This window comes from Mycobacterium sp. TH-M15 (assembly GCF_057473705.1).
This window is the reverse complement of the sequence record NZ_JBYCLB010000567.1, coordinates 1-8,494: the sequence shown is the minus strand read 5'-3', so window position 1 is coordinate 8,494 and position 8,494 is coordinate 1. Positions and strand designations below refer to the sequence as shown.

The window sequence follows — 8,494 nt, the reverse complement described above, 5'->3', positions numbered from 1 at the left end:
TCAATCTAATCCAGGGCATGATCGCCGACCGCGGCGAAGGCTGATCGCCGTCGCCGACCGCGCCCCCTTGACCGTCAGCGCTCGGACGCTGTGGGGTCCCAGACCCGTGCGAAGCCGAAGTCGGTGAAGTCGTTGGTGTTTCGAGTGGCCAGCTCGTCGACACCGTGGTGGCGCAGAGTCAGCGCGAGCCGGGCGTCGAACAGCCGCCGGCGGGCAAACCCGGGTGCGGCGCCATGCGCCTCCCGGCGCCCGGAACGAGCCGAGACGATGCGGCCCGGGCGGCTGCCAGGCCTCGGATGCCGCGTCCCGGCTCGGATGGATCCGCACCATGTGCTCAAGCCCGCGCCGGACGACCTCGGCCAGGGGTATCTCCTGCTCACGTGCGATCCGCCTGGTGTCGCGGTAGAGCCCGTCCGGGAGTTGGACCTGGGTTCGGATCACACATCGAATATCCATCTGCATTACTTACACATCGCGGATCGACAGCGGCGATGCCGTACTGGCCGGCCAACAACAGATCATCGCCCTCATCCAGCGCATGATCGCCGACCGCGGCAACGGCGATTCACTCCCCGACCTGCGGTAACTCGTCGGCGGCGATCTCACACGGTGTCCGCTGCTGGTCGCCCGGCGTCGGGGCGGCGGGCTGATCGGCCACCGGCGCAGCCGGCGGCTCGGCGTCGGGTGCGCCGTCGGCCACCTCCTCGACGGGCGTGCCCGCCTCCGCCTCGTCGGGTACGCCGGTCTCATCGCTCTCGTCGGCCACCGGTTGACCCTGCTCACCCTCGGGGTCTTCGTCTTCGTCGTCGACCAACTCGCCGTCCGGCTCTTCGTCGCGGAACGGCTGGTCGTCGTCGATCGGCTCGTCGGTGAACGGGTTCTCCAGCCCGGGATCGCCGTACCCGTCACCACCCGGGCCGAACAGGCTGCCGATCGCGTCGGCGATCCGCGGCACCAGCCCGGCCAGCCCGCCGGCCCCGAGGCCGCCGGGCATACCGATGCCGTCGGGCAGGCCGAGACCATCGGGCAGGCCCAAGCCGCCCGGAACGTCCCCGGCGTCGGGCAGGCCGACACCATCGGGCAGGTCGGCGTCCTCCGGCGCCGCGGTCGGATCGAGCGGCTCGGCCAGCACGTCGTCGGGCTGAGGCGCCAGCGGCAGCGCGGCCACCCGCGACGCACCGGGGGGCGGTGACCAGTCCACCGGCGCCCCCTCCGCCGGCTCAGCCACCGCCATCGGCGCGGCGAAGACCGCCGGGCCCGGGTCATCGGGCTGGCAGCTCGGGCCCAGCTCACCCGGGATCGGGAACACCGCGCCGGTCTCGGGCTCCGCGGCGGCGGCAGCCGCCTGGTAGGCCGCCGTCACCGACTTCCGCGCCGAGCGCATCGCGGTGAGCCACTCACCCTGAATGTCGTTCTCCACGTATGGCCTTATCCCATGATCGACCACCTCGTCGGCGACCGCCGGACTCAGCCACTCGCTGCGCTGTCCGCAGACCCGGTCGTCGATGCCGACCGCGGCGATCACCTTCTCGTCGACCAGCCGGCACAGGTCGTCGCGCAGCGAATCGCAGGCCAGCGCCGCGGCCCGAACCCGGCCGACCAGCACCGCCGCCGAGTCGCAATGGGCACGCAGGAACCGCACCCCGGCATCGGCGCCGGAGCCCTGCCAGGCCGCGGCCAGCGCGTCGAGTTGGGCCTGCTGCATCCGCAGCGCCTCCTCGGCCGCGCCGGCACCCGCCCACAGCGCCGCGCAGTCGTCGTCGAGCGCCGAGAGGTCCAAGCCGTCCTCGCCGTCGTACCAGTCGCACACCTGGGCGGGGTAGGCCGTCAGGTCCGGATGCTGGTAGCCACGGCGCTGACAGGCCGAGACGTAGGCCTGGGTGTGCCCGGCGGCTTCCCGACCGTCGGCCAGTCGCGCGGAAACGTCGAGCCACGGCCCCCGGTACGGCACGGCTCAGCCGACCCGGGCCGCGGCCCGGCGCTCGGCCTCGGCGTAGCGTCGCGCGCTGTCGCGCAATACGGCGGCGATCTCGGCGCTGGCCCGAGACCATCGGCCCAGCTCCGCGGCCCATCGGTCCAACGCACGTCGCAGGCTTTCCCCGTCGGCGACGTGCACCCGGCCGGCGTGGCTGCCGTCGAACGACAGCCGGCTCAGCCGGCTGCGCACCGCGGCGTCGATCAGCTGAGCACTGGCGTCGAACTGGTCGGCCGCCGCGGATGCCGCCGCGGCGTCGACGAAAAGGTGTTGCCCCATACCGGGTATGACGCCACAACGGCCACCCGGGTTCCGCTGACCGGAGAGCTCAGTGCTGTCCGCGCACCACGTCGGCGATGTCGATGGCGACGCGGCGGGCGGTGTCCTCGTCGGCGGCCTCCACCATCACCCGCACCAGCTGCTCGGTTCCCGACGGGCGCAACAGGATGCGGCCGGTGTCGCCGAGCTCGTCGGCGGCGCGCTGCACCGCGGTGCGCACCCCCAGCCGGCCGGCGGCGGCGGCCTTGTCTTCGACGGCGACGTTGACCAGCACTTGCGGCAGCGTGCGCATCTTCGCGGCCAGATCGGCCAGGGAGCAGCCGGTCTGGGCCATCCGCGACATCAGCCGCAGCCCGGTGATGATGCCGTCGCCGGTGCTGGCCAGCTGCGGCAGCACGATGTGGCCGGACTGCTCACCGCCGAGGGTGTAGCCACCGGCGCGCAGCTGCTCCAGCACGTACCGGTCGCCGACGTCGGTGGTGTGCACGTTCACCCCGGCGTCGCGCATGGCCAGGTGCAGCCCGAGGTTGCTCATCACGGTGGTGACCAGGGTGTCGCCGGCCAGCTCCCCGGCCTCGCGCATGGCCAGTGCCAGCACCACCATGATGGCGTCGCCGTCCACCACGTTGCCGGCCGCGTCGACGGCCAGGCAGCGGTCGGCGTCACCGTCGTGCGCCAGGCCCAGGTCGGCGCGGTGCTCGAGCACCGCGTCGCGCAGGCCGTCCAGGTGGGTGGAGCCGCAGCCGTCGTTGATGTTCAGCCCGTCCGGGTCGGCGTTGATCGCCATGACGGTCGCCCCGGCCGCCCGGTAGGCCTTCGGCGCCACCACCGACGCGGCGCCGTGCGCGCAGTCCACCACCACGGTGAGTCCGTCCAGCCGGGCGGTGCGCGCCGTGCCCAGGTGGCGCAGGTAGCAGTCGGTGGCGTCCACCGCGTCGACCACCCGGCCCAGGCCGTCGCCGACCGGGCGCAGCCCCGGCCCGGCGGCGATCAGCTCCTCGATCTGGTCTTCGGTGGCGTCGTCGAGCTTGTGTCCGCCCGGCCCGAAGATCTTGATGCCGTTGTCCGGCATCGGGTTGTGCGACGCGGAGATCATCACCCCGAAATCGGCCTGGTAGGCCTCGGTCAGGTAGGCCACCGCCGGGGTGGGCAGCACCCCGACCCGCAGCACGTCGACGCCCTCGCTGGTGATCCCGGCGATCACCGCGGCCTCCAGCATCTCGCCACTGGCCCGCGGATCGCGGCCGACCACCGCCGCCCGGCGGTCGGAGCCGCTGGCCAGCTGCCGGGCGGCCGCACCGCCCAAGGCGACGGCCAGCTCCGCGGTGAGTTCGCGATTCGCGGTGCCGCGGACGCCGTCGGTGCCGAAAAGTCGCCCCATGCCTACCCCTTGTCGCCGCGAGTATCGCCGCGAGTGTGCGTGTTCCCGGCCAGACACGCCGAGCGTGCGCCGTTTCTGCGCACGCTCGCCGCCGGACCGTGACCGATCAACGCTTGCTGTACTGCGGGGCCTTGCGGGCCTTCTTCAGCCCGTACTTCTTGCGCTCGATGGCCCGCGGGTCGCGGGTCAGGAAGCCGGCCTTCTTCAGCGCCGGCCGGTCCTCGGGCTGCACGATGATCAGCGCCCGGGCGATCGCCAGCCGCAGCGCGCCGGCCTGGCCGGACGGACCGCCGCCGTCCAGGTGGGCGAAGATGTCGAAGCTCTCCGCCCGGTCCACGGTGACCAGCGGCGCCTTGATCAGCTGCTGGTGCACCTTGTTCGGGAAGTATGCCTCCAGGGTGCGCCCGTCCAGGTCGAACTTGCCGGTGCCGGGCACCAGCCGCACCCGCACCACGGCCTCCTTGCGGCGGCCGACGGTCTGGATCGGCCGGTTCGGGTCGCGCGGCTCCGGCGCGGGCTGGGCCTCGGTGACGTCGTCGGTGACCACCGGGGCCTCCGGGACGGCGGGGGCCTCGGTGGCCACTGCGGCATCTGCGACCTCGGTGGTCTCTACCGTCTCACTCATTGCGTCACCTGCTTGATCTGGTACGGGGTCGGCTGCTGGGCGGCGTGCGGGTGCTGCGGGCCGGCGTAGACGTGCAGCTTGCGCTTGATCTGCCGGCTGAGCCGGTTCTTCGGCAGCATGCCGACGATCGCCTTCTCCACCACCCGGCCCGGGTGGCGCTCCATCATCTCCCCGGTGGTGCGCTTGCGCAGACCGCCCGGGTAACCCGAGTGCCGGTAAGCGATCTTGCTGCGCAGTTTGTCGCCGCTGAGGGCGACCTTGTCGGCGTTGATGACGATGACGAAATCGCCACCGTCGACATTCGGCGTGAATGTCGGCTTGTGCTTGCCGCGCAACAGGTTTGCTGCCGCGACGGCGAGCCGGCCGAGCACCACGTCGGTGGCGTCGATGACGTACCACGACCGCGTGGTGTCACCCGCCTTCGGCGTGTAGGTGGGCACAGCGCTTACCTCTCTCGATTCGGGTTATCCCGGTTTCGGATCCCGGTTCCAGCCGGGTGTCGGTCCGGCGCTGACGGCGGGGTGTTCGCGGCGACCGACCCTGACCCGAGCACCCGCGGCCCGGAAGGGCACCGCACGCCACCGCAGCTGCTTACCGGAGGGTATCGAGGCAGGTCAAAACACCCGGATCGACGGGCCGCGAGCGTGCCCGGACCCGGCCGCCGGACGGCGCGCCGGGCCGGGGCACGCCCACTCGCCGGGAACAGATGGTGTGGGCCCCGACGGCTCTCCTCCGCCGGGGCCACACCCGCTTATCCGGTCACCGCCCCCAGGCGCCGGCGGCGCGGCGATCGGTGTCGGCCACGTCGGCGGCGCCGTCGCGCACCGCGCCGCCGAGGTCGAACAGGATCTCGTTGAGGGCCTGGGCGGCCTGGTTCCACTTGAGCTGTTCGACGTGGTAGGCCCCGGCCGCCTCCCGGGTCCAAACCTGCTGCAGCGGGGCGATCTGGCAGCGCAGCTCCTCCAGCGCGCCGTTGAACCGGGCGGCGGTGGCATGGATGTCTTGCCGGACCGAGAACTCGATCTCGTCGAAGTTGTACGACAGGCTCGGGTGCATACCGCTTCCTTCGACTCAGATGCTCTCGCCGGCGGCGCCGATGTGCTGGGAGTGGTTCTCGACCGCCTCCCGTAGCACCCGCTCGTTGTAGCGGATGGTCTCGGCGATCTGGGCCAGGGCGTGGTGCAGCTTCAGCGACTCGCCGTTCCAGCGGTCGACCACCTGCTGAAAGCGTGCCGCCGCGGTGCCGGCCCACACCGTCTGCGGCACACCCCGCATCCGGCCGATGAAGGCCTGCAGCATGGTCCGGATCTCCTCGTTTCGGCTGTCGGTCGCACCGGCCACCGCGCGCATCAGATCGAAGTCGGTGCTGAGCTTGTTGCCGTCCGTTGGTGTACCCACGCCGTCCCCTCCCGGTTGCCTGACGATTGGTTCGACGGCGCGGCGCCGCGTTCGGTTCCGCCGCGCCGCGGGTTCACCGCAGCGCCCGCGCCGAGCGCACCGCCTGGTCGCACTGCGCCCGCACGACGTCGGCGCCGTCCGGGCGGCTCTGGCAGCCGATGCTGATCCGCACCGCCCCGTCCACCAGCACCGTCCATTCGATCTGGTGCGCCCGGCGCAGCTCGCGGTAGGTCACCGCGGGCCGCCCGGCCCGGCTCCCGGACCGGTCGAAGTCGGCGAAGACCCCGGGCGACCCCTCGACGCCGGCCCGGTCCACCGCTCGAGCCAGCGTCTCCGCGGTCGTGCCGAGGGTCTGGCCGGGCACCACCGCCTGGGTCAGGTGCAGCATCACCTCCGGGTCCGCGGGCGAGACCACCTCGACCCGGGCCGATCCCGGACCGGTGGCGACCCGGCGCACCGGCCAGTCCGCCGGCACCTGCAGCGCCACCCGCCCGTCGACCAGAAACGTCACCGGCCCAACCGGACCAGCCGGTGCCGGCTCACCCGACGGGCCGGCCCGGAACCCGCCGCCGACCACCACCACCACCACCACCAGCAGCAGCAGCAGCACGCAAAGCAGCACCGCCGTGGCCGACAGCACCGGTAGCCGCGACCGCCGGTTCGGCTCGGCCAAGTCCGGCTCGGCCAGGTCCGGCTCGGCCACCGGCTGCCCCACCTCCACCGCGAGCCACCGGTCGTCGGCCACCGCCACGTCGGCTTCGATCGGCGCGGTGGCAAGCCGGTCAGCGATCAGCCCCGCTAGCACGGCGGCCCCGCCGACCCCGCTCGCCGCATCCACCCGGATCGCCGCGGGCCGGCCGGCGGCCAGCGCCATCACCCGCCGACACACCGTCTCGGCCAGCCGGTCCGGCGGCCCGCCCCGCGGTTCGGCGACGGTCCCGGCCCGGTCGGTGAGGGCCACCAGCCGATCGGCGATCTCGACGACGATGCGGGCGGGCCCGGCGGCACCGGTCGAGTCGTCGCCGCACGGCCGGGACCGCGGCCGCGCGGTGACGTCGCCGGCGACGGTGCGCGCGGCCTCGACGACGAGTTCGACCCGCGCCGCCGACCACCAGGACGGATACAGCACCAGCACCGACTCCCGGTCCGGGCAGGCCAGCGCCTGCAGCACCGTCACCCAGAGCGCGGCGACCGCGATCGGCTCGCCGCCGGCCAGCGCCACCGGGTCGTCGATGAACTCCAGCGCGGCGGAGATCGACTCGCCGTCGTGGTATTCGCCGGCGCCGCAACAAATTCGGCGGATCGTCCCCGGTCCGGCCTCGATGACCATCCGATGCCCGGTCACGACGGCGGGCTCCAGGCCACCTGGATCCGCTGCTCGCCGCCGGCCCGGGTGACCAGGGTGCCGCGGCCGGGCGGCAGCCACACCGGCCGGGCGGACCCGATCAGCGGGGCCTCGTCGGGATCACCGCTCATCAGCAGACCCATGCAGCCCAGTTCGCGCAGGGCGGCCAGCAGCGGCTCGTAGGCCGCCCGCGCGGCTCCCCCGCTGCGCCGGGCCACCAGCAGATGCAGCCCCAGGTCGACGGCGTACGGGAGATATTCGAGCACCGGGGCCAGCGGGCTTCCGGACGGGCCGGCCACCAGGTCGTAGTCGTCGACCACCAGGTACTGCCGCGGGCCGGACCACCACGACCGCCGCCGGAGCTGCTCGGCGGTGACCTCCGCACCCGGCATCCGCCGCGCCAGCCGGTCGACCAGCCGGGTCAGCGGCTCGGCGAGTGCGGCCGGCGACGCGGCGTACCCGGCCAGGTGGTCGGCGTCGACGGTGTCGAGCAGGCCGCGCCGGTAGTCGATGACGGTGAGCTGCACCTGCCCGGCGGTGGCGGTGCGCACCAGTTCGGCGCAGAGGGTCCGCAGCGTGGCGGTCTTGCCGCATTCGGTGTCGCCGATGATCAGCAGGTGCGGCTGCCGGCCGAAATCCATTGTGACGACGTCGAGTCCGCCCTCGTCGATGCCGAGCACCGGACGGTCGGGCGCGGCGGTGATCAGGTCCGCCCGGTGCACCAGCTCGGGCAGCACCGGGATGGCCGGCGCGACGAGCTCGCCGTGCCGCTCGGCCAGCAGCGCACCCGCCTGGCGTGCCGCCTCGGCCACCCCCGGTGCCGGGTCGGTTGAGGTACCCGGGTCGAGCAGGCTGGGCCAGGCGATCAACGCGTGCAGCCCGCCGACGGTCAGGCACCGGCCCGGCCGGTCCCGTGGCACCTGCTCGGCCGCCCGACGGTCCAACTCGGAGTCGGCGGCGTCACCGAGCCGCAGCTCGATCCGGGTGCCGACCTGGTCGCGCAGCGCCGGCCGGATCTCGGCCCACCGGGACGCCGACAGCACCACGTGCACCCCGAACGACAGGCCGCGCCCGGCCAGGTCGACGACCGGCTCCTCCAGGGCGGCGAAGTCGCGGCACAACCCGGCCCAGCCGTCGATCACCAGGAAGACGTCGCCGTACCGGTCCGCGGCGCAGTCCGGGTCGGCGTCGGCGCGCAGCCGGCGAAACCGCTGCACCGATGCGATGCCGCGCTCCCGGAACAGGCTCTCCCGGCGGGCGACGACGGCGCGCAGCTCGGCCACCGTGCGCCGGACCAGGTCGGGTTCGGCCCGGCCGGCGACCGACCCCAGCTGCGGCAGCGGGCGCAGCGCGGCCAGCACACCGCCGCCGAAATCCAGGCCGTACACCTGGACCCGGGCCGGATCATGGCTGCCGGCCAGCGCGGTGATCAGCGCCGCCAGCGCCGTGGACTTTCCCGACTGCGGCGCGCCGACCACCGCGACGTTGCCG

9 protein-coding genes and 2 pseudogenes are annotated in these 8,494 nt (G+C 73.5%); all 11 read right to left on the bottom strand.

Going from position 1 to position 8,494, the window contains the following annotated elements:
- Window positions 1-74 precede the first annotated feature (74 nt).
- Window positions 75-230 (bottom strand): annotated as a pseudogene (locus AC2VNT_RS13885) (type II toxin-antitoxin system VapC family toxin); the annotation flags it as partial.
- Window positions 229-441: pseudogene (locus AC2VNT_RS13880) on the bottom strand (antitoxin); the annotation flags it as partial. The pseudogenes AC2VNT_RS13885 and AC2VNT_RS13880, both read right to left, overlap by 2 nt.
- A 124-nt stretch (window positions 442-565) precedes the next feature.
- Complete coding sequence (locus tag AC2VNT_RS13875) at window positions 566-1,951, bottom strand: hypothetical protein (protein WP_486947414.1); 1,386 nt, start codon at window positions 1,949-1,951, stop codon at window positions 566-568.
- A 3-nt stretch (window positions 1,952-1,954) separates the two neighbouring features.
- A complete protein-coding gene (locus AC2VNT_RS13870) occupies window positions 1,955-2,254 on the bottom strand; it encodes a type VII secretion target (protein ID WP_486947413.1) in 300 nt (99 codons plus the stop codon).
- A 49-nt stretch (window positions 2,255-2,303) separates the two neighbouring features.
- A complete protein-coding gene (gene glmM / locus AC2VNT_RS13865) occupies window positions 2,304-3,635 on the bottom strand; it encodes a phosphoglucosamine mutase (protein WP_486947412.1) in 1,332 nt (443 codons plus the stop codon).
- 106 nt (window positions 3,636-3,741) lie between these two features.
- Window positions 3,742-4,260: a 30S ribosomal protein S9 gene (rpsI, locus tag AC2VNT_RS13860; RefSeq protein ID WP_486947411.1), complete on the bottom strand. Its 519-nt coding sequence runs from the start codon at window positions 4,258-4,260 to the stop codon at window positions 3,742-3,744.
- Window positions 4,257-4,700: a 50S ribosomal protein L13 gene (gene rplM / locus AC2VNT_RS13855; protein WP_486947410.1), complete on the bottom strand. Its 444-nt coding sequence runs from the start codon at window positions 4,698-4,700 to the stop codon at window positions 4,257-4,259. The genes rpsI and rplM overlap by 4 nt, the downstream gene beginning before the upstream one ends.
- 319 nt (window positions 4,701-5,019) lie before the next feature.
- Complete coding sequence (locus AC2VNT_RS13850) at window positions 5,020-5,316, bottom strand: WXG100 family type VII secretion target (RefSeq protein WP_486947409.1); 297 nt, start codon at window positions 5,314-5,316, stop codon at window positions 5,020-5,022.
- A gap of 15 nt (window positions 5,317-5,331) precedes the next feature.
- Window positions 5,332-5,658, bottom strand: coding sequence for a WXG100 family type VII secretion target (locus AC2VNT_RS13845; protein WP_486947408.1), 327 nt, complete (start codon window positions 5,656-5,658; stop codon window positions 5,332-5,334).
- 73 nt (window positions 5,659-5,731) lie between these two features.
- The gene (locus AC2VNT_RS13840; protein WP_486947407.1) at window positions 5,732-7,003 is read right to left on the bottom strand and encodes a type VII secretion-associated protein; all 1,272 of its coding nucleotides are present in this window, start codon (window positions 7,001-7,003) and stop codon (window positions 5,732-5,734) included.
- Window positions 7,000-8,494 (bottom strand): type VII secretion protein EccCb (eccCb, locus tag AC2VNT_RS13835; RefSeq protein ID WP_486947406.1); only part of this gene is annotated, 1,495 nt, incomplete at its 5' end. The genes eccCb and AC2VNT_RS13840, both read right to left, overlap by 4 nt.